The 26,295-nt window shown below is 41.0% G+C and carries 21 protein-coding genes; 10 read left to right on the plus strand and 11 right to left on the minus strand.

The features are described from left to right. Positions 1-94: 94 nt before the first annotated feature. The 3 genes from BM390_RS01340 to BM390_RS01350 all read right to left on the minus strand — a co-directional run bounded on the left by BM390_RS01340 (position 95) and on the right by BM390_RS01350 (position 3,620). Complete coding sequence (locus tag BM390_RS01340; protein ID WP_089852743.1) at positions 95-2,167, minus strand: carbohydrate-binding domain-containing protein; 2,073 nt, start codon at positions 2,165-2,167, stop codon at positions 95-97. A gap of 17 nt (positions 2,168-2,184) precedes the next feature. Continuing rightward, a complete protein-coding gene (locus BM390_RS01345; RefSeq protein WP_062319598.1) occupies positions 2,185-2,871 on the minus strand; it encodes a DUF4956 domain-containing protein in 687 nt (228 codons plus the stop codon). Positions 2,872-2,939: 68 nt separating this feature from the next. Next, complete coding sequence (locus BM390_RS01350) at positions 2,940-3,620, minus strand: polyphosphate polymerase domain-containing protein (RefSeq protein WP_062319600.1); 681 nt, start codon at positions 3,618-3,620, stop codon at positions 2,940-2,942. A gap of 186 nt (positions 3,621-3,806) precedes the next feature. On the opposite strand from BM390_RS01350, the gene BM390_RS01355 reads away from it, so the two are divergent. From BM390_RS01355 to BM390_RS01370, 4 genes are all read left to right on the plus strand, one after another. Continuing rightward, positions 3,807-4,490: a response regulator transcription factor gene (locus tag BM390_RS01355; protein WP_089852744.1), complete on the plus strand. Its 684-nt coding sequence runs from the start codon at positions 3,807-3,809 to the stop codon at positions 4,488-4,490. Then, on the plus strand, positions 4,474-5,877 hold the full coding sequence (locus tag BM390_RS01360) for a HAMP domain-containing sensor histidine kinase (protein ID WP_062319602.1): 1,404 nt from the start codon (positions 4,474-4,476) through the stop codon (positions 5,875-5,877). The genes BM390_RS01355 and BM390_RS01360 overlap by 17 nt, the downstream gene beginning before the upstream one ends. A 64-nt stretch (positions 5,878-5,941) precedes the next feature. Next, positions 5,942-7,054 (plus strand): YibE/F family protein, encoded by a 1,113-nt coding sequence (locus tag BM390_RS01365; RefSeq protein WP_062319604.1) that lies wholly within the window; start codon positions 5,942-5,944, stop codon positions 7,052-7,054. After that, positions 7,051-7,830, plus strand: a complete 780-nt coding sequence (locus tag BM390_RS01370) for a YibE/F family protein (RefSeq protein WP_062319606.1) — start codon at positions 7,051-7,053, stop codon at positions 7,828-7,830. Before BM390_RS01365 ends, BM390_RS01370 begins: the two co-directional genes overlap by 4 nt. A 78-nt stretch (positions 7,831-7,908) precedes the next feature. On the opposite strand, the gene BM390_RS01375 is transcribed toward BM390_RS01370, so the two are convergent. The 3 genes from BM390_RS01375 to BM390_RS01385 all read right to left on the minus strand — a co-directional run bounded on the left by BM390_RS01375 (position 7,909) and on the right by BM390_RS01385 (position 11,819). Further along, on the minus strand, positions 7,909-8,655 hold the full coding sequence (locus BM390_RS01375) for a MurR/RpiR family transcriptional regulator (RefSeq protein WP_062319608.1): 747 nt from the start codon (positions 8,653-8,655) through the stop codon (positions 7,909-7,911). Between the two features lie 173 nt (positions 8,656-8,828). Next, positions 8,829-10,157: a 6-phospho-alpha-glucosidase gene (locus BM390_RS01380; protein WP_062319611.1), complete on the minus strand. Its 1,329-nt coding sequence runs from the start codon at positions 10,155-10,157 to the stop codon at positions 8,829-8,831. Between the two features lie 96 nt (positions 10,158-10,253). Continuing rightward, complete coding sequence (locus BM390_RS01385) at positions 10,254-11,819, minus strand: alpha-glucoside-specific PTS transporter subunit IIBC (RefSeq protein WP_089852745.1); 1,566 nt, start codon at positions 11,817-11,819, stop codon at positions 10,254-10,256. A gap of 460 nt (positions 11,820-12,279) precedes the next feature. Between BM390_RS01385 and BM390_RS01390 the strand changes: the two genes are divergently transcribed. Further along, positions 12,280-14,058, plus strand: coding sequence for a bifunctional metallophosphatase/5'-nucleotidase (locus BM390_RS01390; protein WP_089852746.1), 1,779 nt, complete (start codon positions 12,280-12,282; stop codon positions 14,056-14,058). A gap of 87 nt (positions 14,059-14,145) precedes the next feature. Here the strand turns inward: BM390_RS01390 and ahpF are convergent, their stop codons facing one another. Both ahpF and ahpC read right to left on the minus strand, forming a co-directional pair. Further along, complete coding sequence (gene ahpF, locus BM390_RS01395) at positions 14,146-15,672, minus strand: alkyl hydroperoxide reductase subunit F (protein ID WP_089852747.1); 1,527 nt, start codon at positions 15,670-15,672, stop codon at positions 14,146-14,148. Positions 15,673-15,686: 14 nt separating this feature from the next. Continuing rightward, positions 15,687-16,253, minus strand: coding sequence for an alkyl hydroperoxide reductase subunit C (ahpC, locus tag BM390_RS01400; RefSeq protein WP_089852748.1), 567 nt, complete (start codon positions 16,251-16,253; stop codon positions 15,687-15,689). Between the two features lie 494 nt (positions 16,254-16,747). On the opposite strand from ahpC, the gene BM390_RS01405 reads away from it, so the two are divergent. From BM390_RS01405 to BM390_RS01425, 5 genes are read left to right on the plus strand one after another with little or no spacing between them, the layout of a single operon-like run. After that, positions 16,748-17,602 carry a helix-turn-helix transcriptional regulator gene (locus BM390_RS01405; RefSeq protein ID WP_089852749.1) on the plus strand — a complete coding sequence of 285 codons (855 nt, stop codon included), beginning with the start codon at positions 16,748-16,750 and terminating at the stop codon, positions 17,600-17,602. Next, the gene (locus tag BM390_RS01410) at positions 17,599-18,765 is read left to right on the plus strand and encodes a Gfo/Idh/MocA family protein (protein WP_218161143.1); all 1,167 of its coding nucleotides are present in this window, start codon (positions 17,599-17,601) and stop codon (positions 18,763-18,765) included. The genes BM390_RS01405 and BM390_RS01410 overlap by 4 nt, the downstream gene beginning before the upstream one ends. Positions 18,766-18,778: 13 nt before the next feature. Continuing rightward, positions 18,779-19,792 carry a Gfo/Idh/MocA family protein gene (locus BM390_RS01415; RefSeq protein ID WP_089852751.1) on the plus strand — a complete coding sequence of 338 codons (1,014 nt, stop codon included), beginning with the start codon at positions 18,779-18,781 and terminating at the stop codon, positions 19,790-19,792. Continuing rightward, positions 19,782-20,642 carry a sugar phosphate isomerase/epimerase family protein gene (locus tag BM390_RS01420; protein ID WP_062319621.1) on the plus strand — a complete coding sequence of 287 codons (861 nt, stop codon included), beginning with the start codon at positions 19,782-19,784 and terminating at the stop codon, positions 20,640-20,642. The genes BM390_RS01415 and BM390_RS01420 overlap by 11 nt, the downstream gene beginning before the upstream one ends. A 14-nt stretch (positions 20,643-20,656) precedes the next feature. Continuing rightward, positions 20,657-21,733, plus strand: a complete 1,077-nt coding sequence (locus BM390_RS01425) for a Gfo/Idh/MocA family protein (RefSeq protein ID WP_062319623.1) — start codon at positions 20,657-20,659, stop codon at positions 21,731-21,733. Positions 21,734-21,863: 130 nt separating this feature from the next. Here BM390_RS01425 and BM390_RS01430 read toward each other — a convergent pair whose 3' ends face one another. The 3 genes from BM390_RS01430 to licT all read right to left on the minus strand — a co-directional run bounded on the left by BM390_RS01430 (position 21,864) and on the right by licT (position 26,217). Beyond that, complete coding sequence (locus BM390_RS01430) at positions 21,864-23,288, minus strand: 6-phospho-beta-glucosidase (RefSeq protein ID WP_089852752.1); 1,425 nt, start codon at positions 23,286-23,288, stop codon at positions 21,864-21,866. 78 nt (positions 23,289-23,366) lie between these two features. Next, positions 23,367-25,250 (minus strand): beta-glucoside-specific PTS transporter subunit IIABC, encoded by a 1,884-nt coding sequence (locus tag BM390_RS01435; protein ID WP_089852753.1) that lies wholly within the window; start codon positions 25,248-25,250, stop codon positions 23,367-23,369. Between the two features lie 124 nt (positions 25,251-25,374). After that, complete coding sequence (licT, locus tag BM390_RS01440; RefSeq protein WP_062319628.1) at positions 25,375-26,217, minus strand: BglG family transcription antiterminator LicT; 843 nt, start codon at positions 26,215-26,217, stop codon at positions 25,375-25,377. Positions 26,218-26,295: the final 78 nt, after the last annotated feature.

Consider the following 26,295-nt stretch of genomic DNA (forward strand, 5'->3'; position numbering starts at 1 on the left):
AAAATAACGCCTTTAGACTTTAATCCTGTCTAAAGGCGTTGCTTCTTTGTGCTGTTTTTACTTGTAGTAGTTAATATTATATTTTGCAACCGGACTACTTAGCGGGTCTATTAGGTCTTCCGCCAAAGCCGGATTCTGTGAGCGGGGTACTGCTTACGCCTGAAGGTGTCAGATATGTTAATGTATCTGTTAGCGTAAAGTCTAGCTCCGTTGACGTTGTGATTACGCCCTCCGTAATTAATCCGTTGACAGCTTCCCCGTCAACCTCAACAGCCGTATGCCAAGTAAATGTCGTGTCTGTTTGAAGCAATGGACTGGATACAACAATCGTCTGATAGCTTTTCGTTGGCGTGAAGCCTAGAATGAATTGACCACTGTCATCTGTCAGGGCAATAGCCTCGGTTGTTGATTGATCAAATTGATAGACGATACTTGGCTGAGAGGAAGTATCTGACGGACCTTGTGCCATCGCACTACTTCCAGCCGCGATCAATGTTCCACCTGAAATCGTAAAGGTTTCATCATAATCAAGGGCGCCGTTACCACCATCAACCGGGCCGTTCACGATAACGGTTCCTCCCGTCATATCGACGGTCGTATTAGAGTCAATACCGTCGCCTGATGCATCAATCGTTATGTCTCCACCATGAATGGCCAAGTAGCCTGTCTCTCCATTTGAGGCACCAGTACCAGCATTCATCCCATCATCCGTTGATGTGATGTTAAGTGAGCCATCATGTATCGTGACGATGTTAGCTTCTATCCCCTCATAACTTTTTTCAACCGTGAGTTCGCCTGCGTTTATCGTTAAAACGTTATCCGCATGAATGCCGTCATCCCCGCTAGAGAGAACAACGGTCCCACCGTCTATTTGTATCTCGTTATTACTATGAATCGCATCATCTAAGCTGTTAATGGTGAAAGTGCCTGAAGCGATCACGAGAGTATTTTCAGCTTTTAATCCTTTAGTTGAAGGGGTATCATCAGACGTCTCATCCATCGTTTCATCATCTGTCGTGTCGTCCTCCATTTCATTAGGTGGTGTCATTTGTCCGTTTTCGCCCTGCATGCCATCAGGTGGCGCCATCTGTCCGTTCTCACCCTCCATACCTCCAGGGGGCGTCATCCCTTCAGGACGTTCGCCTCTATCGCCGGGCATTGTGGTTAAAGATTCGCCGTTCTCTTCAAGGATGGTGCGAATCTCATCGATTGATTCAGCAACGAGCAGTTGTTCTTTTACATCATCATCAAGGTCATTTGCTTCAATTAATTGAGTAACGATTATCTCTATATTTAATGGCCCACCAACTTGTCCCATCGGCTGGTCATTGGTGGAGGAAATCGTCTCTGGTGCACCGCCACCAGATGTGAGTGTATAGTTTCCCTCTTCGACATATAAAGAGGCGATACTTTGGATGGCATCTGATTCGGCTTCAATTGTCATGTCACTAGATAAGATGGTGATGTTACCTTTATTGTCGTCCTCGTTTGTCGTTTTGATCCCATCTCCGCCCGCGTGAACGATAAGGGTGCTGTGAGTGATATAAGTCATATCTCGTCCAACAATCCCGTCATCAAGTGCAGTGACATCAAGTGTGACTTCGGTAATCAGTAAGTCATCACGACTCGTGATTCCGTCATTGCTTGATGTTTCAACGGTTAGTTGCCCACTCCCATTAATGGTTAAGTCGTCCCGACTAAATAAGACGGCCGTAAGGTCTTCATCTTTTGTCGTGGCCGTGGAGATGAGTGTGTTGTCAGTCTCAGGTGCGACAGATAGAATCGTCTCATCCGCTTGTTCAATATGGATGGCCGTTGGTTGATCTGTTTCAATAGAGGCGCCATTTAGTACAAGGCGTACAACGCCGTCATCTTCTTGGTCGACAATAATCGCCCCTGCATTGTACTCGCCAGAAAAGACGTAAGTACCTGAGGTTCTAATATAAATGTCAGCATCTTGTTGAGTGATGGCACCATCTCCTTCAACAGAAATCGTGCGATCGTTTAATGTCACCATGGTTGCCTCATCCGTCCAATCAGAATAAGTCGTGATGGCCTCAAGTGGCTTTGTGATTGTTTCTGTTGCTATTTCATTCGTCGTCTCTTCAGCCATACACCCTGACAAAAATAATATCAAGGTAATGGCTAACATCATTAATTTTCGCATAGTGTCTCCTTTCGAAATTAGGCCGTAAAGTTACCGTCATAGCTCAACATAACCGCAGAGCGCACCCCGCTTAGTTCGGCAAGTGTTTTTGTGAGCGCTTGGTCAGCGGTTTTCAAACGTAATTCATAGGTGATTTCTGTTTCTCCACCAGAAATTTGTGACGAGGATTTTAGTTTCGCTTTTTTCGCTGTTTGTTTAACGGTTTGTTCAATTGTTTGAGCAAGGTCCCCGTCGTACTTAACAATCAGTAAATAAGACGTATCAGGTGTTAATCGATTGTAGAACAATAATTGAACGAGACCAATTGCGAGCGTACCGATAACAGCTAGAAGGATGAGACCGGCGCCCGCGAGTATCCCAGTAATGATGGACCAGAATAAAAAGACTAAGTCCATTGGGTCTTTGATTGGTGTACGGAAACGTACAATTGATAAGGCACCGACCATTCCAAGAGACAGTAACACATTTTGGCTAATCCCCATAATCACAAGAGCTGTCGTCATGGTCATAATGACGAGACTAATATTAAACGAATGGGAATAGATGACCCCGTTAAAGGTTTGTTTATAGATAAAGAAAATAAACAAGCCTAGAATAAATGAGGCAAGAATCGCAAAAACGGCATCTAACATTGAGAAGCTCGTTGCTTGATCGAGAAAGCTTGATTTAAAAATATCAGTAAAATTTGTAATGTTTGTTTCCATATTAATAACTCCCTTTAATTATAATTGATAACGGATGATTGATATACTTGTTTGACTTGATAAAATCATTAACCATACATTTGGCTCAGTTGAAATTTAGAACACGCATCCTGCTTCGTATCAGGAAACTGTATTAACGGCTTAATAACAGACGGTAAATAGTCGTCGTATTTCACTTCTAAAATCACTTCATTTGGTTCTAAACAATTTACCATCGGTAAATAACGGTTTAACATATCGATGTTGTATAGACTCGACTGAACATGAGAATCAAAGGTGATCCTGACTTTACCGTAAGGATACGTAAACGCCTCTCGCTGATAATCAATGACGGTCTGTGGTTTCAGTTGTCGAAGCGTTATTTCTTGATAAAAATCTTTGATTAATTGGTCTTTATGTTGAGTCATCCAATCTACCTCACCCGTCATCAGTCGTTGATAATCGGGCGTTGTTAAGCAGGCCTTTGTTTTAAAGGTTTGATTATGACGTTTACTCTTTCGTTCAAGAAATAAGTGGTGATGATTGTGGTCATATAACCGAATCCGATATTTGTCTCGGTTGAGATACCCCTCTTTCTTCTCGTCTAAGATATTGTGCTCGTGATTGTCGAAATAAAGGGAACGAATGTGATAGCGGCCGTTGTCATTCGCATGACAATCCGTTGTTAGTAAATGCTGCAATTTTTTTCTTAAAATATAATAGTCGGACATTGAAATGATATGTTTTAATTCATGACGTCCTTTTAACATGTTTTTACCTCCTTTGTCTGTCAACACGATTAATTTTAGCGATGGAATGTGTCAACTGTATGTCAAAGGTGAAAAAAATATATTCAAAAATTTTACTAATCATTTGTTCCTCCGACATCTGTTTGACACAAATTTTTGGTACAATAAATGAGATAATAAAACACGGATAGAAATGAGGGAATAATCATGAGCCAACACGTGTTGATTGTTGAAGATGATTATGCGATTAGTGAAGTATTAAAAGCTTATTTAAAAAAGGCAGGCTTTTTAGTTAGTCAAGCCTATGACGGGACAGAGGGAATCAAGCGATTTAAAGAAATGACACCGTCGATTGTTATTCTTGATGTCATGTTGCCATATAAAAATGGTTGGGATGTATTAAAAGAGATTCGAATAGCCTCAACGGTACCCGTGATTATGTTGACGGCGCTTGGAGATATTGATGATAAATTAACCGGATTAAACGGTGGGGCAGATGATTATATTGAGAAGCCGTTTGAAGCAGAAGAAGTGCTCGCAAGAATACAAGCGGTGCTGAGACGAAGCGGAGTGAAAGATGCAGATCGTGTGACATTTGGTCAGTTATCAATTGATTTTAAAGCGCATCACGTCATGTTGAATCGTCAGCCAGTTGTATTAACCCCAAGGGATTTAGCGGTGTTATTGTTCTTAGCCGAGCACCCGAATCAAACCTTCACTCGTGACCAATTGATTGATGCGGTGTGGGGGTATGATTATGACGGGAGTGATCGTGCGGTCGATTTAGCAATAAAACGCATACGAAAAGCCCTCGGACCTTGGCCACAATCAGAAGGGGAGATAAAAACATTACGCGGATTGGGGTATCAGCTATATGTCAAAAATGAATAAGGTAAAACCATCGCTTAATCAAGTATTTATTACGCGTTATTTATTGGCTCTGATTGCCGGTTTACTTGTGATTATGTTAGTCTTTGTTATCTGGATTAGAGAAACGACAAAAGACAATCGGCTTGATTTAATGGCCGTGATGGCAGAGAGTACGGCTAATCGAGTGGTGAATAACCGTAGCGACAGTGATGATGCGAATCGATTGAATGAGCCACCTCAGTTTGAACAATTAAATCCTCGTCCGATTACCGTAATAACGACTATCATCGGTGAGGTCATTCAAACAGATCCGCCTTTTGTGTCGCCGTCACCTTCTTTATCAGAAAGCGAATTAGCAAGTGATGAGACTGTATTCGAAAAGCTTATTGACGACACAACATACTATCTTGTCACAGCGCCAATTGAGAATGAAGATGTCCGTTATGGTTACGTCGTGTTAATGAGCAAACGAAGTGACCTCATGGCCGTCGATCAAGAGTATGTGCAACTCTTTTTCATGTTGGTGGCGCTCGGTTTCATCGGTTTTATTACGATTTTTATCATGACGAAACGCCTTACCAAGCCTATTACCGCTGTAAGTCAAGCAGCTAAACAGATTGAAGCGGGAGATTATCAGATTCACTTACCCGAAGGCGCTCGTGAACGGGAAATTGATGAATTGATGCGAGGATTTAATCAAATGGCGCATAAACTTGATCAATTAGAATCACTCCGTACAGAGTTATTAGCCGGTGTCACCCACGAATTAAAAACACCGGTGACATCCATCAGCGGACTACTTCAAGCGATTGATAGTGGTGTAGTACAAGAAGCAGAAGCAAAAACATTTATTAAACTCTCGCTTAGTGAAACAGCCAAACTTAAACAGATGGTCAAGGATTTACTGAATTTCAATCAATTTTCACTGGATGCGGTTAAAGTATCCCTGCAGGAATTAGAACTCGGTACGTTGTTAGCAGGTGTGATTGAGCGGTTTAATCTCATACCTGAAGTGACAAGTAAGGGACAACTCAATCTAAAAGTGACGTCCCCTATCAATCTACAAACGGATCCGGTCCGTGTTGAACAAATTATGACGAATCTCTTACAAAACGCTAACCAGGCAACGGATGGTAACCAAATGATTTCAGTCACCGTAACAGAAGCAACCACCACGTATATCATTGAAGTGAGTGATCAAGGTCAAGGGATTGAACAACAGGATATTCCTTATATTTTCGAGCGTTTTTATCGTGGTGAAAATAAAAAGTATACGACACGTGGATTAGGGCTTGGATTAAGTTTAAGTAAGATGATGGCCCAAGCATTAGGTGGTGACCTGGTATTAGTTGAAACGTCTGAATCTGGTACCACTTTTCGGTTAACGCTTCCGAAAGAATCAGAATAGGTATACACTAGACTGGTAAATGATATTAAACATTTACCAGTCTTTTTCGAAATGAGGTAAATTTATGTGGACAGTAAAAAAACGGACAATGAAAAGTATCGTAGCGGCTAGTCTCTTACTAAGTATGATCAGTGCTTATTTACTCATGGGGATAAATACGTTATATGAGCGACCCATTGTTGAATTAGTCGAGATTGAAAATGCAGCAGAAACGGTCGTTCAGACGAATGATGCGGGCGTTGCGGTAGATACCGTTTATGACGTCACATTTCAAGCGGAGCTAAAGAATACACCGTATCGTGGAGATATGCTTACGATGCGGTATGAATATAGTGACAGTTCGCCGTATCATGCGGCACTTAAGGAGGGGGATAAGGTTTTTGTCACTCTGCGTGAAGGTAATGAACTAACAGCTGAAGTCATTGAGGTGAAACGCGATCAAGAGGTACTCGTCTTATTTAGTTTGTTTTTACTGATGATGCTTATAATTGGTAAGCGGCAAGGGTTATTTGCGGTCTTAAGTTTACTGTTTCATGTCACGATTATGGCCGGTGCGATTTATTACTTTGTGAGTCAACCTAACACGTCATTACTTGCGCTTATGAGTGTGGCAGCTATAATTATGACAGTGACGTCGTTAATTTTTGTCAGTGGCTTGACGAAAAAAACACTTAGTGCCATTTTGTCGACGCTTACCGGCTTAGCGATGATGATGATCATTACTTTATTCGTCTTAAGACTAACAAATCAACAAGGATTAAGGTTTGAAGAGATGGGATTACTGACGCGTCACCCGGATGCGGTCTTTACCGCTGGGCTTCTTATCGGCGCGATTGGTGCGGTCATGGATGTTGCAGTCACGATTGGCTCAACCTTGTTTCAAATTAAACAAGAGCACCCAACGATTGAGACAAAAGCATTGATTGCTTCTGGTCGACAGGTCGGTCAAGATATTATGGGTACGATGACGACGATTGTCTTTTTTGCTTATATCAGTGGGACGATACCAACGCTTTTAATTTACTTATTAAATGATGCGTCGCTCGGCTTTAGTTTATCAATGAATTTCTCGCTTGAACTCGTTCGTGCGTTAAGCAGCGGCATTGGGATCGTTCTTACCATTCCCATTTCTATTCTCTTTGCGGTGCTCTTTACGAAAGTAGGTGAGAGGACATGACCTCAGTCAGTGTACTTGCTTTCATCCTCTTTGTGTTAATGAGTGTCATTGGTGGAAAGAAAGGGTTGTTAAGCTTTAGTGTCATGTTGATTCACGTCAGTGTGATTATTATAGCGGTACTCATTATGACGGACCCTGGCGCAAGCCCGATGATCATTACCTTGATCGCTAGCATCATCATTAGTTATGTGACCTTATTCTTTATTAACGGGAAGAATAAAAAAACGACCACCGCCTTTGTAGCAACAATGATGACCATGGTTGTCTTAATTGGTGTGATTCATTTCTTTGTCCGCTGGACACATGTGGGAGGATTTAGTACAGAAGAAGTGGAAGAACTGGCGATTTATTCGTTCTATTTTGGTGTGAATTTCACCGAAGTCATCACATCCGTAATTATTTTAAGTACCATCGGAGCGGTGACCGATGAAGCTATTTCCGTTGCTTCACCGATGTATGAACTGTATCGTCATAACCCTAACCAATCACGTAAAGAACTCTTCTCTAGTGGGATGCGGGTGGGGATTGATTTACTTGCGACGAGTGCGAATACACTATTCTTTGCTTTTTTCGGTAGTTATCTGGCGTTACTCGTTCGCTTTTTCGACATGGGTTATCATTTAAGTGAAGTGCTAAATGCAAAAGTGTTTGTCCAAGAGATTGTGACGATTCTGTTGTCCGGTATGGGTGTGTTACTCATTGTTCCGGTGACGGCGTATTTGACGGCTTACCGGTTGACGACACAAAATAAGTCAGACATGTCTCATGACAGGTAATATAAAACGCTCACCTGTCGTTTGTCGTAACATATTTAATGAGCATAAAAGCAATAGAAAAACAGCTAATCATTTGCATTAGCTGTTTTTCTTATAATCTAAAAAGCCGCGGAATAATAAATCAATCAGGACTTGAAGTCCAATAAATGATTTTTGCATATGACCGTTAAACGTACCGAGATCGGTTGATTGGTAATATAAGTGATAGGTAGAGTGTTCGGCTAAGTGATTGTTTTTAAAACTTGTGATTGAGAGCGTGGGGATGCCTTTTGCTTTTAAGCGCTTTAAATCATTAAGAATCGGATTCACATCACCACTTAAAGAAATTAAAATCACGAAGTCATCAGGTGTCATTTCCTTTAAGGCCATTTGAAATTCTGTTAAAGCAGGTAAGTGATAGAGATGTTTACCGGAGGTAAACAAATAGCGTTTTAATTCACGTAAGGCATTTTCTTGTCCAAAACCGGTCGCAAAGCCATAGAGTTTATGTGCGTGATTAATACATTCATAGATTGGTTGCTTTTCCATTTCTTCGAATAGTTGGCACGTATAGTCAACGTCATAACGTGACAGTTCGAATAAATCTGATAGATTTTCTTCTTTTGTGGCATGTTCCTTTAAATAATATTTAAACTCGCTAAATCCAGAAAACCCTAGTTTTTGGGTGAGACGTAAGATGGTTGATTTTGATGTCATGCAGGCATCACTTAAGGCGATAATCGTCATTTTTTGCGCATCATCAGGATGTCTTTCAATATAGTCTAAGATGTAATAATCGTTATCAGTTAAGTCATCGGCATGTTTATGAATGAGTGCTTGAAACATTTAGCATCCCCCCTTCTTGTTAGCTTCATTATAGCGAAGAAAAGTAGGTGTGACTATGGACAAATCATGAATGATATAATAATGAGAGCGTTTAAATATTTAATGGGTATAAGAAAAAGCAGGCGGACGATGGTTGATCGTCCGCCCGAAAGTGAATGGTTTGATTTGATTAATTATTTTAATGTTGGCCAAAAATCTTTATTTGCTTCAATTAAGTCATCTAGCAACGCTTTAGCGACACGTGCGTTAGGTACTGTGCGCGATAGCGTAAGAGCTTGCCATAATTTTTGGTAAGATCCTTCTTCGTAAGCTTCGACGACCAGTTTTTCTACCGCCACTTGTTGTTCCATTAAGCCTTTTTGGAAGCGAGGGATCTCTCCTTGTGTGAGTGGTTCTGGACCATTTTTACCGACGATACATGGTACTTCGATCATGGCCGTTGGCTCAAAGTTTGAAATAGCGCCGTTATTTTCAACGATGAGTAACATTCTTTCACCGGTATTATAAGCAATCGCCCGAGCAAGATCGACGATGTATGATGCGTGCTCGTCAATCTCAAGTGTTGCCCCTTCGGTTGATTGGTTTTCGGCAATGCGTTTACATTCGGTAAAGACATGCTTCTCACGGCCATCCATCACTTGGTTTGCGCGGGTATAGTTCGGATCTGTTTTCTCTACTTCATCTTGTGGGTAGAGGTAATACTTCAAGTACGTGTTTGGCATCGTATCAGGTGCTAACGCATAGACGTCTTTTACTTTTTTGAAGGTATCTTGCCAGCTTTTATCCACGTGTTGACCCGCATTAGAGAAATCAACCGCATAACCATGATCTTTCACGTGAGCTTTTAGTTGTGGCATTAAATCATTCCCTGATTGGTCGGTAATGGATGTCCACCAACCGAAGTGATTCAGCCCGTAGTAACGGACTTGCATCTCTTTGCGTGACTTTAGGCCGAGAATTTGAGCCATTAAGTTTTCAATTGAGATTGGCATGTCACAAATATTTAAGATTTTAGCGTTTGGACGTAATTTACGCGTCGCTTCAGCGACAATCGCCGCTGGATTTGAATAATTTAACATCCAGGCATCTGGTGAGTATTGTTCCATATAATCGACGAGTTCTAATACCCCACCGATCGAACGCATACCGTAACTCATCCCACCTGGTCCACACGTTTCTTGACCAACCACGCCGTATTTAAGCGGAATCTTCTCATCCATTTCTCGCATTTTGTATTTACCGACACGAATATGTGCCATCACAAAGTCAACATCGGTAAACGCTGTTTCTGGATCAATCGTTTTAACGACGTTAATCTCAGGTGCTTTTTCTTTAATGATGACTTCGCACGCATCCGCAACAATGTCTTGGCGTGCTTCATCATTATCATAAAACTTGATTTGACGAATCGGTAAGCGGTCTAAGTTGTCTAGAAGCATCAGGACAATCCCTGGTGTAAATGTAGAGCCGCCGCCTGCGATAACAATTGAGTGTTTTTTCATTTTAAATCGTCTCCTTTATTGGTTAAAAATAATATAAATGATGGTAAACCTTTGATCTATCTATCTATTCCCATCCTAAGTTAAGTGTATATGCGGTTAGTTCATTAAATCTTCTATATTTCCTCGTACTTGAGGCACTCTAAGTCCCACAATGACTTGTAAGTTATGACCTGATCTAACGACACCAGCAGCGCCGATTTCCATAAATGCTTCATCAGTTGCGACTTGATCTAAGTCTTTAACTTTTACACGCAGTCGCGTGGCACAGTTCGTAATACTATCGATATTGTCTTTTGATCCAAGTGCCGCGAGGTACCCTTCGGCAAGTTCTTGGTCCACTGATTTTCCAGTGTCTCCTGCTTGTTTACTTTGCTTGTAATCTTTTTTTGTCTTCAGCGAGACATCAGCCGCACGTCCTGGTGTTTTGTAGTCAAATTTCTTAATCAGTGCTCTAAAGATGACAACGTAAAGGGCTAAGAATAAAACACCCACGGCGAATTGAATCACATAAATGAGCCAGTGATTAGCGCCAAGTGGTAACCAGTTCTGGAAGATGAAGTCGATAAAGCCTGTTTGGAAGTTCCCAGATAAGCCGAGTACATATAGCGTTGTTGCCATAGTGGCAGACAGTAATGCGTGCATAAAGAACAACAGTGGTGCAACAAATAAGAACGTAAACTCAATCGGTTCAGTGATCCCAGTAAGTACGGCTGTCACAACGGCTGGAATTAAGAGACCGAGGACTTTTTTTCTGTTTTCAGGTTTAGCGGTTAAGTACATCGCAATCGCTGCCCCTGTTGTACCAAATGTTTTACCCATACCCGTAAGCATTAAGCCACCTTGTGGGAAGAGTGATGTTAAGCTATCAGTTGAACTGGCAAAGTCGGATAAGTTCTGAATCCAATAGTTGACTGTTCCACCATCGATGGCAACCGGTCCGTAGAAGACGGGACCATAAATGAAGTGGTGCAAGCCTGTTGGAATCAAAATTCGTTCAAGGAAGGTAAATGTCCAAACGCCAAAGCCTCCTGCTTCAACCATAAAGCTTTGCATACCGTAAATACCATCTTGAATCGTTGGCCAAACAAACAGCGTAACGAGTCCTGCCAAAATAGTGATTGGGAACAAAATAATAATGACAAGTGGTGTCCCTTTAAAGCTTTGTAGGATGTTTGGTACTTCTTTGTCGTAATATTTATTGTGAATCCATACAGCAAGGGATGCCGCAACAATCGCACCGACTAAGTTCGTGTCAAGGGTAAGAACGCCGGCGATTTCAGTTAAACCTAAGGCACCCGCTTCAAACGTATCCACACCGAACGTTGGTCCGAAGTAACTGAGTGTCGAACCCATAAAGTAGTTATACGTTAAATACGTAATAAAACTCGTTAAGGTCGCGCGCCCCGTTTCTTTTTTTGCCAAGGTAATCGGAATACCTAATACGAAAATAATTGGTAAGTTGTTAAAAATCACGAGTGACGTTTGTAAGAAAATATCCGTAATCTTAAAGTAAGTTGAACCTTCTACCGCAAAGGGGAATAATTGCTGGTTTTGTAAGATAACCGTGAGACCTAATAAAATACCGGCAAAAGGTAAGAGGAGCGCAGGGAAAAACATCGCCCCACCAAATCGTTGTACTTTGTCTTTTAAGGATTGAAACATAATGTAACCTCCACATCATTTTTTTAATGGCTTACGATCGATCTGTCTGATGAATAGAATAATTGACGTCGTTCCTCCTTTATCGTGTTTAATTCGTGGTGTCAGTCTCTTTTTAAGTAGCTTTTAAAATGTTTGATATTGACTAAACGATGTTAGAATTGAGCCTAACATCGCTTTGACACTCTTATTAAAACATCAATAGTAAGCGTTTACAATACTTTGAATACAGTAAGGGAAGGAGTTCAACGTATAGATATTTTTCTCTTAAACCGGGAAAATTCCCAATCGGAAAAAATGAGGGATTAATCAGAAAATTAGAACTAATATAGGAAGTGTTGTAAGTGATTTAAACTATGATAGAATTGTAAGCGAATACATTGTTAGACGTCTGACGACATACCTGGAACGATACATAGCGGTGTCTAATCGTGCATCCGAAAAAATAAAAGGAGTTGGGTAAATGAAACGAAGTAAAGTCATGTTGTTAGGTTTTTTAGCTGTTTTGTTCGTCTTAATCTCACCACTATCAGTCTTTGGTGCGGAAGAACCTGTTACATTGAAAGTCTTTCACACCAATGATATGCATGCAAGTATTGATGATTTTGGTAAGATGGCAGCCTTTTTAGAAGCAGAACGTGCGAAAGTTGATCACTCACTCTATTTAGATGCAGGTGATGTGTCAAGTGGTAATCCAGTTGTTGATTTGCAAGGTGGTACACCGATTTTTACACTGCTGAATGCGATGAAACTCGATGCGATGACGATTGGGAATCATGAGTTTGATTACGGTCAAGAAGCGTTTCAAAGTAACAAAACGCTATCAAACTTCCCTTGGTTATCAGCAAATATGACAATTACTGATTCATCCATACCAATTGATGGCGTAGAACCCTATCATATTTTTGAATTTGATGGTGTGAAAGTAGGGGTGCTCGGCTTAACGGAAGCGCCGCCTGCCACAAGCCCATCAGGTATCGTCGGTTTAAGTTTTGATAATTACCTTGATACAGTTACGCAATATGAATCGCTACGAGATGAAGTAGATATTCTTATTGGTCTTAATCACGTTGGAATTGCTGATGATAGACGTATCGCAGAAGCAACAGATTTCTTTGATGTCATTGTTGGGGGGCACTCTCATACTCAATTAGATACACCTGAGATGGTCAATGGTACAGCGATTGTCCAATCAGGTAGTAATGCAAGAAACATTGGTATGTTAACATTAATATTTGATTCAGAAACAAAGGAGTTAACCGTTGAAGGTTCTTTACAACCGGTAGAAGCGCTTGACGATGAAGTCGTTGATAATGAAGTACAAGCGTTGGTTGATGGCTTTAACGACGCGTCAGAAGAATTATTATCAGAGGTTTTGGGCCAAACTAATACAGGTTTATCAAGAGAAGACCGTTGGATGGGTGACGTGCAGCTTGGTAATATGATTACAGATGCTCTTCGTAACTTTGCTAACACAGATATCGCTATTACAAACAATGGTGGTATTCGTGCAAGTATTGACCCAGGAGATATTACCGCAGGCGATGTATTTACTGTAGATCCATTTGGTAATGTTGTGACGATTGTTGAAATGACAGGTAGTGAACTAAAAGAGATCATCGCCTATTCCTATCATCGTTCGCTAGAAGATTACGGTCCGCAGATTGACTTGCAAACATCGGGCTTAACTTACACAATCTATACGGATGAAGAAGGTCTATACGCAGATTCAGACTTGTTTGTTGAAGGAGAATCAATCGATTTAGAAGCAACGTATTCTATTGCTACCAATAACTTCATTGTTGAAGGTGGTGACGGATATAATTTCTCAGCAGCAACGATGATTCAAGAAGATGCTGGACTGGTGACAAGCGCGTTAATCCAGTACATTCAAGAAACAACAGAAGCTGAAGGTGCTGTTGATTATGACATGACAGAAAATCGTATTCAAGTTAAGGCGCAAGAAGAAACAGCGCCTGTTGAACCAGAAGCGCCAACAGAACCAGAACAACCAGAACAACCCGTTGAAGAAGAGACGCCAGCTGAAGAAACAGATGATTCAGCGATAGAGGAAGAAACCGAGTCAGACGAAGAATCAGGTGAATCAACAGTAGAAGAAGAAACCTCTGAAGAAGGTGAACGTTTACCGGATACAGCAACACTAACGATGAACCTATTATTAATCGGGACACTCCTTATTGGTGGCAGTGTTTTTGTTATTAAGAAAAAAGGCGTTGAATGATGTCGTTGTATTTCTTTAATTGAGAACCAAGATAAAAAACAAGCCATCCAGTCTCTTAAGACACCGGATGGCTTGTTTTTTTGAAAATTAGTTTCTAATCAAGTAATCAAACGCACCAAGTGAAGCAGTAGCGCCTGAACCCATTGAGATAATAATCTGTTTATAAGGCGTATCCGTACAGTCACCGGCGGCAAACACACCCGGTAAGCTTGTTTGACCATGCTTATCAATCACGATTTCTCCCATACGGTTACGTTCAACTGTATCACCTAACCAGTCTGTGTTAGGTACAAGACCAATTTGGACAAAGACACCCGCAAGCTCAATATGGTGCTCTTCGTCTGTATCACGATTTTTATACGTGAGACCATTTACGGTTTCGTCACCTGTAATCTCAGTCGTTTGCGCATTTTTAATCACGGTGACATTTGATAGTGAGTAAAGGCGGTCTTGCAGCACTTGGTCAGCTTTAAGTTCTGGTAAGAACTCAACCACCGTTACATGTTTCACGATACCCGCAAGGTCAATCGCCGCTTCAATACCTGAGTTACCACCACCGATAACCGCCACATCTTTACCTTCGAATAATGGACCGTCACAGTGAGGGCAATAAGCGACCCCTTTGTTTTTGTACTCGTGTTCACCAGGTACGTTAATGTTTCGCCAACGCGCACCGGTTGAGAGAACAACGGTTTTACTTTTAAGGACAGCACCATTTTCAAGTTCTACTTCAAAGAGATCATTTTTCTTCAAGCTCTTCGCTTGTAAACTCTTCATCACATCAATGTCATACTCATTCACATGTGCTTCTACGTTACCCATTAATTTAGGACCTTCAGTGTAAGGCACACCAATGAAGTTTTCAATACCTAATGTATCCATCACTTGACCACCAAAACGATCAGCAACAAGGCCAGTACGAATGCCTTTACGTGCGGCATAAATCGCAGATGTTGCCCCTGATGGGCCACCACCAACGACTAACACATCGAATGGATCTTTACTATTCAGTTCCTCTGGGTCTGGACCAGTAGAGACTAAGGCGAGTAAGTCATCAAGGGTCATACGACCAGATTCTAAGAATTCACCATTTAAGTAGACGGCTGGAACAGCCATGATGTTTTCTTTCTCGACTTCAGCTTTATGAGCGGTTCCTTCTACCATTGTATGGGTAATATTAGGGTTTAACACACTCATAATGTTTAAGGCTTGAACAACATCTGGACAGTTGTGACATGATAATGACACATATGTTGTAAAGTTCAATTCTTTAGAAATCCCTTTAATTTGTTCGACTTGACTATCGTCAATTTTAGGTGCACGGCCACTAACTTGTAAAAGAGCCATGACTAAAGAGGTAAACTCATGTCCAAGTGGGACACCTGCGAATGTAACACGCGCCTCTTCACCTTTTTTAGCGATAGTAAAACTTGGCGTGCGTGCTAAGTCTTTTTCTTCAACCGTAATCCGGTCTGACATTTGACTGAGCTCATCCACGAGTTCTTTTGTTTCTGTTGAATGTTTATCGTCGCCAAGTGACAATTGAATCACAAGGTCAGACTCAAGCAGGGCTAAGTACTGCTTGAGTTGTTCCTTAATTTGTTGGTCTAGCATAAAGAAATCACTCCTTAGATTTTACCTACGATATCTAGGCTTGGTTTCAATGTTTCTTCGCCTTCTTGCCATTTCGCTGGGCAAACTTCGTTAGGGTGTTTACGTACATACTGTGCGGCTTTTACTTTATTAATAATAGTCGACGCGTCACGTCCGATACCGTCTGCGTTAATCTCAACTGTTTGGATGACACCGTCTGGGTCAATTAAGAACGTACCACGGTCCGCAAGACCTGATGCTTCGTTTAGTACATCAAAGTTGCGAGAAATTGTTTGTGATGGGTCACCAATCATCGTATATTCGATTGAACCAACCGCATCTGAATGTTCGTGCCATGCTTTATGCACAAAGTGTGTATCTGTTGATACTGAGAATATTTCCACACCTAATTCTTTAAGGGCTGGGTATTCTTTCTGCATATCTTCTAGCTCGGTTGGGCATACAAATGAAAAGTCAGCTGGATAGAAAACAACGACACTCCACTTACCTTTAAGATCTGCTTCTGTTACCTCGAAGAAATCTTCTCCGTGTTTGAATGCTTGTGCTGTGAATGGTAGTACTTCTTTACCTATTAGTGACATAAATTGTCATCCTCCTTTTATTTTGAATATATAAGCAATTATTAACGTTAACTGAAAAGTGAACAACATTTGATTAACGATAATAATTCTAATTCGATATAAGTTATTATAAAGTATTTGTTTTTAAAGTCAAGCGATACGATAAAATCATCACAAGCGCTTACAACACGTTAATATCAGTCGTTTAAGCTTATTTTTATCTGAAAGCGTAAAGAAATTTATAAACTTTTTTATTAAATATCTGACGATTTATTATCGTTTAATTGTTGTTGATGATAATCATTAACGACTTAATAATGGGGCGTCAAGCTAACTAAAAACACTCACTTACATTATATACCCGAATTGAAAGGAGACTATGCATTTGATGTAGCTAATATATGATTCGCCAAAAGCAGTCTGAGTCAATATAATGGGAAATGTAAGCACTTTCAGTCATTGTTTTATATGAGACATTCGATTATAATACAAGTATACAAGAAGGGGGTGCCGATATGGTAGAGTCGATTCAAGTGGCTTATCGTCATAAAGGAAAGCACTATCCGCTTGAGTTTCATACGCATCGACACGATGAAATTTATTTATTTCATCAAGGCAGTTGCCGGTTTTTGATAGGTGATCACATGTATATGTTAAAACCAGGTGACCTGCTTTTTATTGACGGAAAAACCGTTCACCGGGCGGGATTGTTTTCAGATGCCGGCACGTATGAACGAAGCATTATCCACTTTGACCGTGACTGGCTCATGCCGTTACTACGCTTCTTAGATTTAGAAGATCTGTTATCAATTTTTCAGGAAAATAAGCAAGGGAAATTGCGTGTTATTCGTCCGCAAACAATCAGTAAAGTTGAAGAATTACTGAAACGGCTAACGTTTTTAGTGGCCGTGGACGATCATGATAAACAGGCAGAACAACAACTTGTGCTCGTTGATTTATTACTATCGGTAAAGCGAGGCACCGAAAGTATTTTAGATAAACCTAATATGAGAGGAGATGAAAAAACAGCGATCGCCGAGCGGGTATCAAAATTTATCGCAGAAAATTACCGGGAATCACTATCAATTGAACGCATCGCCAAAGAAGTGAATTTAAGTAAGTCATATTTATCACATGTATTTAAAGATATTTCCGGTCAAACGATTATGCAGTACATCATGGGTTATCGCCTATCTCAGGCAACGCATGCGTTAGAAAGTCATCCGGAATACACGATCAAACACATTTCAAAGTTACATGGGTTTGAAAGCGATGCGCATTTTAGTCGCTATTTTAAAGCCCACTTTAACGTGACACCATCAAAGTATCGCAAACAATTAAACAATCATAAGGGAGAGTATGTATTATGACGAAATTACGTTTTGGTATTATTGGTTACGGCGCACAAGGCTCGATGTATGCAAGCTTTATTGAACAAGGTATGGTCAAAAGCATGGACTTAGTCGCTATTTGTGACATCGATGAAGCAAAACAAGCAAAGCTAAAAGAAGCATTCCCCAACAAAAAGATTTACAGTGACTATAAGGAAATGATCACAAGTGGGGACGTGGATGCGATTATCACAACAGTCCCGCATTACCTACACCCAGAGATGGCGACGTTTGCGCTTGACAATGGCGTCCACGTCTTAAACGAAAAACCAGCCGGCGTGTATACCAAACAAGTAAAAGCCTTAAATGAATTTGCGGCAAGTAAACAAGACGTGACCTATGCGATTATGTTTAATCAACGGAATAATCCACTCTATCAAAAAATCAAACAGATTGTTGAAAACGGTGACATTGGTCCGATTCGCCGGACGAACTGGATTATTACGACATGGTGGCGCCCGCAACCGTATTACGATCAAAGCGCATGGCGTGCCACATGGGGAGGTGAAGGTGGCGGTGTCTTAGTCAATCAAGCGCCTCACCAACTTGATTTAATTCAATGGATTGCCGGTGTCCCAACGAAAGTCTACAGTAAAATCAAACACGGCTTTAGACGCGATATTGCGGTAGAAGATGAAGTAACAGCGGTGATGGAATATGAAAACGGCGCAACCGGTGTGTTTGTGACGTGTACCCATGATTTACTCGGGACAGACCGTCTAGAAATTCTAGGTGATAAAGGGAAAATCGTCGTTGAAGATAGTAGGACAGTGACGGTGAAGCGTCTAAAAGAATCAGAAAATGAGCTAAATAAAAATATGGACATGGAAGATGTGAAACGTCTGTTTATGGGTCAGATGAACACCGAAGACCTCTATTCAACGGAAACCTTCACTGAAGAAAGTGCGTGGGGCGAACAACACTCAGGCGTATTAGAAAACTTCGCGCGTCACATTCTTCACGGGGAAGATTTACTTGCACCAGGTGCTGAAGGTATTAACGGGGTGCGTCTAGCGAATGCGATTCATTTATCAACGTGGACAGGTGAAGAAATCTCACTTAAAGACTTTGATGATGACGTGTATTTAAGTGAATTAAATAAACGGATTAAAGAAGAAGGTAAATTTGACCTTCGCAGTTAAGGGGATGAGGTAGATGCTGAAAGTTGCGATCATCGGACTCGGTGATGTCTCGTTTATTCACCGGAAGGCGATTGAGGAAAGTGCGGTCGCAGAACTTGTGGCCGTGTGTGATATCAATCCGACCAAACACGAACTTTATCGAGACATCCCGTTCTATACCCAAATTGACGATCTCTTAAGAAAACAATCACTCGACGTCGTCCATATTTGTTTACCGCATGATTTACATGTGCCGGTCGCAAAACAAGTGATCAACAAAGGTATTGCGGTCTTTTTAGAAAAGCCCGTCGCCTTAAACTACAAAGAGGCGTGTCATTTATATGAAGAAACCGCACGCTTAAACGCCCGCGTGGGTGTTTGTTTTCAAAATCGCTATAACGAGACAGTCAAAGTACTAAAAGAAAAATTAGCAAGCAATGATTACGGTAAGCTTGTCGCGATTAAAGGCTTAGTTGCCTGGGGCCGTCCGCTGTCGTATTACACGAGTAAGCCGTGGCGCGGAATGATGGCTCGTGCGGGTGGTGGCACGATTATTAATCAAGCGATTCATACGTATGATTTGATGCAGTATATTGCGGGTGACATTGTTGATGTGAAGGCAAGTCTTTCGAATATTACCGATTATCCGATTGAAGTAGAAGACACGGCCGTTGCCCAAATTAATTTTAGTGACGGCGTCCATGGCTTTGCGATGTCAACGAATGCCTATGCGGCCAATTCAAGCGTGGAATGTCAAGTCATTCTTGAACGCGGCAAATTCACGATTAAAGATTATCAGCTATATGAAACAACAGACCAAGGGAAAGTCTGTATTGCTGAAGATAAAGTATCAACGAAATCGAAGTCGTATTACGGTCCCAGTCATCAAGAAGCGATTGAAGCTTTTTATCAAGCGCTATTAACACAGACGAATGACTATATTACCGTACAAGACGCCCTCCCATCGATGATCATGCTTGATTTAATGAAACAATCATCTAAGACGGGCGAACGAATCAATAAAGGAGAGTACTTACATGACAGCTAAAATTGGTGTACAAGCGATGATGTTAAAAGAGAAAGTAGAAGAGTTAGGGGCTTATGAAACGTTTAAAAAAGTCCATGAACTTGGGTACCATTCGATTGAAGTCTCACAAATTCCGATGACAGAAGAAAATGTGAGTGAAATAAAACGCGCGACAGAAGAATTTGGAATGAAGATTGCTTCAATGACGGCGGGACTTAAGCCAATGCAACCGGGGCAAGAATCACTCACGACTGACTTTGATAAAATCGTAAAAGATTGTCATACATTAGATTGTGACTTACTTCGCATTGGAATGTTGCCATTTGAGGCAATGGCCTCACTTGAGAAGGTGATTGAATTCTCACGCGAAGCGAACGCGGTGGCTGAAAAATTAACAGAAGAAGGCATTAAGCTCTATTACCATAATCATCATATTGAATTTACCAAGTATGACGGGGAATACTTATTAGATATTATTCGTCGTGAGGCACCACTACTCGGCTTTGAACTTGATGTCCACTGGGTCCACCGCGGCGGTTTAAATCCAGTGGATGTGATTAATGATTACAAAGGTAAAGTGGAACTGATTCACTTAAAAGATTACCGGGTGAACCGGGTACCTGAATCAGCACTTGACGCTCTATATGCAGGGGACATGAAGACGTTTATGCAACAATTTACAGATATCATTGAATTCGCTGAACTTGGCACCGGCTCGCTTGACTTTAAAGCGATTATTGAAGCAAGCCTTGAGGCGGGGGTGCGCTACTTACTCGTCGAACAAGATGATCAATATGGCCGTGATCCTTTCGATTGCTTAAAAGATTCGCGCGATTACTTAGTAGGACTCGGTTATGGTGAGTTGTTTTAAGGAGGGAATGAACGTTGAGTAAACAAGACGGCATGAATTATGCACCTAAAGGCATCAACAATAAAGTAGTAGAACCAGGTGAGTTTAACGTGGCGGTGACAGCGCTAGACCATGGTCATATTTACGGGATGACCAATGGTTTAATTGAGGCGGGCGCCACCGTTCAATATGTGTATGAACCAGATGAAGAAAAACGGATTAAATATTTAGAAGCTTATCCATTTGTTGAAGCGGTTGAATCACTTGAGATTATCTTAGCGGATGAGTCGATTCAACTTGTTGCGGCAGCTGCGGTTCCGAACGTTAGAAGTGCACTTGGAAATAAGGTGATGCAGAGTGGAAAAGACTACTTTACTGACAAAACAGGCTTTACGACGCTCGCGCAATTAGAAGAAACCAAACGGGTTGTTAAAGAAACGGGCAAGCGCTACTTCGTTTACTTTTCTGAGCGTCTTCACGTAGAATCGGCAATCAAAGCAGGAGAACTGATTGAAGCAGGTGTGATTGGTGAGGTCATTCAAGTGACAGGTTTTGGTCCGCATCGTTTAGATAAGAACAATCGCCCGGGTTGGTTCTTTGAGAAAGAAAAGTACGGCGGCATCTTAGCGGATATCGGTAGTCATCAAATTGAACAATTCTTAACTTACACGGGCAATAAGGAAGCCACTGTATTGCATAGTAAAGTAGCCAACTATAACAACCCAGACAAACCAGAACTTGAAGACTATGGTGATGCGACACTTGTGGGGGAGAACGGGGCGACGTTTTACTTTAAAGTTGATTGGTTCACACCAGACGGCTTACCGACTTGGGGAGATGGTCGGATGTTTATTACTGGTACAAAAGGCACCATTGAACTTCGAAAGTATACGAATGTTGGCGCGGAAGAAACAGGGAATCATCTCTACCTCGTAACAAATGACAAAGTGGAACATATGACACTGACAGGAAAAGTAGGCTTCCCTTTCTTTGGTCAAATGATTCTTGATTCAATTAATGGGACAGAAATAGCGATGACACAAGACCATATCTTTAAAGCACAAGAACTTTGTTTAATTGCTCAAGAAAAGGCATTAAAAGTAAAGGGATAAAATAGACAAAATAAAGGTATGAAAAGAATGATGAACGTCAATGATCCGATCGGCCGTTTAGCCAGTCGGATCATTGACGTCTCTTTTTGTTTTCTGCTTATACATTGTAAAATGATAGAAGAGCTAGTAGTTAAGACAAGTCTTCACCATTTGATGCAATGACTTTTTTATACCAATCAAATGATTTTTTCTTTGTACGTGTGAGTGTACCGTTGCCTTCATTGTCACGGTCAACATAGATAAAACCGTAGCGTTTTTTCATCTCTCCTGTCCCGGCACTGACAAGGTCGATACAACCCCAAGACGTGTAACCGAGTAAGTCAATACCATCAAGTTCAACCGCCTCTTTCATCGCTTGAATATGGGCGCGTAAATAGTCGATGCGGTAATCATCGATAATGTTACCTGATTCATCGGGTGTATCAATCGCACCTAAGCCATTCTCGACAATAAAGAGTGGTTTTTGATAGCGATCATAAATCGCGTTCATCGTTGTACGGAGTCCAAGTGGATCGATTTGCCAACCCCATTCACTTGCCTCTAAATATGGGTTCTTCACTGATTTAAAAATATTACCGGCTGTTTTTTCAACAGAATCATCCGTCGTGACAACACGTGATGAATAATAACTAAACGAGATAAAGTCAACGGTATGGTTTTTTAGTGTGTCCAGATCTTCTTCCGTCATCTTAATCATGATATTATTTCGCTCAAGCTGTTTTAATGCGTACGCAGGGTATTCTCCGCGAGACTGGACATCGATAAAGAAATAATTTTCATGGTTTTTTTCTTGAGCTAAAAAGACATCTTCTGGTTTAGGTGTTAAAGGATAGTATTCTCCAGCGGCCAGCATACAACCGATCATATTTTCCGGATCAATTTCATGCGCAATTTTAGTGGCTAAAGCACTTGCGACAAGCTCATGGTGAGCGGCTTGATATTTAATTTCCTCTTCATTTTCACCATCTTCAAATACTAATCCCGCGCCCATAAACGGCGCATGAAGAATCATATTAATTTCATTAAACGTGAGCCAGTACTTCACGAGTCCTTTAAAACGGGTGAATAATACACGGACTAGACGCTCATAAAATTCAATCATTTTACGATTACGCCAGCCGCCGTATTCTTTAATTAAATGAATCGGACAATCAAAGTGGGTAATCGTGACGAGTGGTTCAATACCGTAAGCTTGACATGTTTTAAACAGATCCTCATAAAAGGCAAGACCTTGTTCGTTTGGCTCTAACTCGTCTCCTTTAGGGAAGATTCTTGTCCATGCAATCGATAAGCGGTACGTTTTAAAACCCATTTCCGCAAACAATTTAATATCGTCTTTATAGTGGTGATACATATCAATCGCTTCTTTAGCAGGATAAAAATAACCCTCTTCAAAGTCTAACATTTTACGTTTACCAGAAATAATATCAAAGCGCTCTTTGCCGGTCGGAACGACGTCAACATTCGCTAGTCCTCGGCCGTCTAAGTTATACGCCCCTTCACATTGGTTGGCTGCGGTTGCCCCGCCCCATAAAAAATCAGCTCTTAAACTCATAATTTCCTCTTCCTTTCAATGGATGAAGACGGCTCAAGTCGTTGCTTGTCCGTCTTCATTTATAGTGAATGTTTATGATTATTTTACGACGCGAATCAGTGCGTCACCGTGTGTCACGGTTTGTTCTGTTAGACCGATAATGTCACCGTATTCTGCTGAGTTCGTAATAACAAGTGGTGTCGTGACAGGATAGCCTTGTTCTTTAATATATTCGATATCGAATGAAATTAATTGATCGCCTACTTTTACACGGTCATTCTTGTTGACGTGATACTTAAAGCCTTCACCACCAAGTTGCACCGTATCAATACCGACGTGAATCAATAATTCCATGCCGTCATCCGTCGTGATGCCAACCGCGTGTTTTGAATCAAACGTCGCTGAAATGATGCCGTCTACTGGTGCTGTTACGAGACCTTCAGAAGGTTCGACGGCCATTCCTTTACCGAGAATTTCTTCAGAAAACATCGCATCGGCTACTTTGGAAAGGGGTAAAGCTTGACCTTTCAATGGTGAAACGAGTGTCATCGACTGATTTGATAAGGTATTATCTGTTCCTGCAACATCGGTCGTGTCAACTGTTTCGTCTTTTACTGCGTCATCTACTGGATCTTTATAAAGAATAAATGAAATAACAAAGCTAACAACAATACTAATCGCTGCCCCAATAGCCGCAAACGTAAAGTAAGTGAGGGTATCATCCCCAATATAACTTGGTAAAGTAAGTAAGCCCGGTGCCCCACCTGAGAAGTTACGGACGCGGAAAATACCCATAAATAAACCACCAACACCCCCACCAATCATCGCCGCATACAGTGGTGTTTTGTAACGTAAGTTAACCCCGTATAAAGCGGGCTCAGTAATACCAAAGAGGGCGGTAAGACCAGCAGAAGACGCTAACTGTTTAATGGTTGAATCTTTTGATTTAATACTGACCGCAAGTGCGGCTGCCCCTTGAGAGACGTTTGATGCGAGCATACCTGGATAGATGACTGTGTCATAACCATTGGTCATCCGGTTATTAATACCGATTGGTACAAGACCATAGTGTGTCCCCGTTGCGACAAATAGTGGTGTAAATGCCCCAATAATAAGTGGCACAATCCATGGGCTAAATGATTCAAGGGCTTGAATACCAGTTGAGATATAATCACTAATTAAGTGACCGAACGGTCCAATCAATGTGAGTGAAACTGTACCTACAACCGCAATCGTGATCAACGGTTTCGTAAAGAATTTCACTGCTTTTGGTGAGACTTTATCGGCAATCAGTTCAATATAAGACATAAACCATACCGCTAAAATAATCGGAATAACTGATGATCCGTACCCAATCGCTGTAATCGGTAACCCGAAGAACGTAATCCCTTGGCCTTCTTCTAACGAATTAACCATATTAACAAAGTTCGGATGGAGTAAAATCCCGCCAAGCATCATCGCTAAATAGGCATTGGTTTTAAACTTCGCTGCCGCTGATGAGGCGAGTAAGATTGGTAAGAAGTAGAAGGCAGCATCGGCCATAAAGTCCATTACTTGATAAGACTGTGACGTGTTCTCAATCCAACCAAATACAACGAGTAGTGATAAGACTGCTTTTAACATACCCGCAGCTGTAATCGCTGGTAAAATTGGTGTGAAAATACCAGTGATTGTATCAATCACCTTGGCAACACGTCCTCGGTCGTCTTCTTCTTTATCCGCCGGAGCTTCACTTAATTTTGGCACGACTTGAATGATTTCTTTATATACGGTACCAACATCACTGCCAATGATGACTTGATATTGTCCGCCTTTAGCCACAGCACCCATGACACCCGGTGTGTTTTTAATGGCGTCTGTCTGAGCCTTTTGGTCATCTTTTAAATTAAAACGTAAACGCGTCGCACAGTGATTCAAACCGTTAATGTTTTTCTCGCCACCAACATTTTTAATAATGGATGCGGCTAATTCTTGATAGTTCATCTGTTTGTCCTCCTTATTTTTGTTGTTTAGCCAATAAAAAACACCTAAATGTCACGCATGTTTAAACATGTGTGAAACATTTAGGTGTAGCCTGCTTGACCAGTAACAACCCTAGCTTATTAAATTAGACGCCAGCTTGTGTAATCCGGCGAATATGAATAGTTAAATAAATCATTTCATCTTCTTTTAAATCACGATGAAATTCTTTCATGATGTAGTCCCTAATTTTTAATGCACATTGATATTCTTCTTTATAACGCTCTTTTAAAATAAATAAAAAACCGGCGTCTTTATCTGACTCAAGCTCAACACCACGGTACAACCGGTGGATAAAGAACTTTAAGTGGGTGATAAAGCGTTCATAATTAAGCGAATACTCGTCTAAATCAATTTTGTAGTGATACTTGATAATGTTAAGAATATTTTGGATGATCTTTGTCATGTTGCTTACTTCTGAAACTTGGGACATGTCGAGTTCAGCATTCACAATGTGAAGGGCAATGAAACCAGCTTCATCTTCAGGAAGTTTAATACCAAGCTTTGATTCGATAATATTTACGGCTTCTTTTCCAATTAAGAATTCATGATTGTAGAAACGTTTAATTTCCCACAGTAACGCGTTCTTAATCGGTAAACCATTACGATAGCGTTCAATCGCATAATCAATATGGTCGGTCAGCGTTAAATAAATATTTTCACTTAGCTTTTTCCCAAGCGATGCTTTCGCAAAATTAATAATTTCATTGGCGACTTGAACATGTTCTAGTTCCACCTTGGCTAATAACTCGGTCAGTTTATTCGTAGGCATATCTTTATTGCTCGTATAAACTTTTTCAATCAGTGTTTGATCAATGGCGTCACCCGGTTTCTTTTTAAACCCAAGTGCTTTACCAATCACTAACACGTCTTTACCGAATTCATCCGTCGATTGAACAATGTTGTTGTTAATAACTTTTTTTACTTTCACAAGTTCGATCTCCTTAAATGAGATTCAATCAGCTAGCTAATCACGTAGTGTGAATTTGTCAAGTGTAGCCCGAAAGCG

The organism is Halolactibacillus miurensis, assembly GCF_900116255.1.
Taxonomy (GTDB): Bacteria; Bacillota; Bacilli; order Bacillales; family Amphibacillaceae; genus Halolactibacillus; species Halolactibacillus miurensis.